The organism is Micromonospora sp. NPDC047620, assembly GCF_043205005.1.
Lineage (GTDB): Bacteria > Actinomycetota > Actinomycetes > Mycobacteriales > Micromonosporaceae > Micromonospora.
On the sequence record NZ_JBIDDG010000097.1, the window covers coordinates 1 to 1,597 of the forward strand.

The 1,597-nt window shown below is 71.5% G+C and carries 1 protein-coding gene; it reads right to left on the reverse strand.

The window, feature by feature from the left end; genetic code table 11:
- Positions 1-1,597 (reverse strand): condensation domain-containing protein (locus ACGF5C_RS34395; protein ID WP_393308534.1); only part of this gene is annotated, 1,597 nt, incomplete at both ends.

The following is a 1,597-nucleotide window of genomic DNA, read 5'->3' on the forward strand; positions in this document are numbered from 1 at the left end:
CGTCGGCCAGCACCACCGGCACCTCATCCGCCGACAGACACACCACCCGCGCATCCCCGTCCGGATCCGCCACCATCGCCTCCAACACCGCCCGGTACATGCCGCCGAGGCGCAGCACGTTGGGGTAGCTGACGACGTGGGGGCGGCTGAGGATGCTCAGCGTCCCGGCGAGGGTGGAGACGTGCAGGTCGAACTCGCTGGACGCCTCGTAGATGGCGTCGTCGAAGCCGACGCGGTCGGTGTCGACCTGCTCGAAGTCCAGGTAGTTGAAGAGGATCTCGATGGGTCGCTCGCCCCCGGTGAACCGCTGCACGGACGGCAGCGGGTAGTGCCGGTGCGGCCACAGCTCCAGCTCGGCCTCGAAGGTCTGCCGGACCAGGTCCGCCCAGGTCGCGGTCGGTCCCCGGTGGACGAACGGCAGCGTGTTCAGGTGCATGCCGTACACCCGGTCCGCGCCGGCCACCTCAGGCCGGCCGTGGCAGACGAGACCGCTGGTGAAGACGGGTTCGCCGGTGAGCTGGCTCATCACCTTCAGGTGCGCGCCCAGCAGCACGCTCTTCAGCGACGTGCCGGTGCGGCTGGCCAGGCCCTTCAGCCCGTCGAGCAGGTCGTGCAGCGGCACCCGGGTGCCGCACTGGAACTCGGGGTCGGATTCGGGCGCACCCCAGCCGGACGGCAGCGCGAAGCGCGGGTGCTCGACCACGCCCTGCCAGTACGCCTCGTCCTCGGCGGACGTCAGGGAGGCCAGTTCGGCGGCGACGAAGTCGGCGTAGCGGACCGGCAGCGCCTCGAAGGGCACCGGGGCGCCGGTGTCCCGCAGCCGCCGGTAGTTGTCCAGGATCTCCATCAGCAGGGAGTGGTGGCTCCAGCCTTCGAGGATGCCGTGCGACATCGTCAGTACGAACCACCAGGCGTTGCCGTCGCCGATCGCGCCGGCGACACGCATCTGGGGAGCCTGGTCCGGCGGGAACGGGGTGGCCCGTTCGGCGGCCATGAAGGCGCGCAGCCGCTCCTCGGCGTCCGTCCCGCGCAGGTCGAGCGCGGTCACCTCGACGGGCACCTCGGCGTGCACGAGTTGCAGCGGCACCGAGTAGCCGTTCAGGTCGAAGGAGGTGCGCAGGATCTCGTGCCGGTCGACGACAGCCTGCACCGCGCGGCGCAGCGCGTCGGGGGCCAGGGGCTGGTCGTCGTGGATCGGGAAGGCCGACACGTTGTGGTACGTGTGCCGGTCGGTGTCGGTCAGCGTCTTCACCAGCATGCCGAGCTGCACCTGGGCGATCGGGTACGCGTCGGCGAGGCCGGCGGGCAGGGCGGCCCGGTCGGCGTCGTCGAGCAGCGCGAACGGGGCGACCGCCTGGAACTCCGGTTCGGCGGCGGTCTGCTCCGCCTGGATGTGCGCGGCGAGCGCGGCGACGGTGCGGTGCACGAAGACGTCCCGCACCGAGGCCGGGAACCCGGCCGCGCGCAAGGCGCCGACCAGGGCGATGGCGCTGATCGAGTGACCGCCGAGGTCGAAGAAGCTGTCGACGACGCTGACGGTGTCCAGGCTCAACACCCGCGCCCAGATCTCCGCGAGCCGCTCCTCCAGATCGGTACG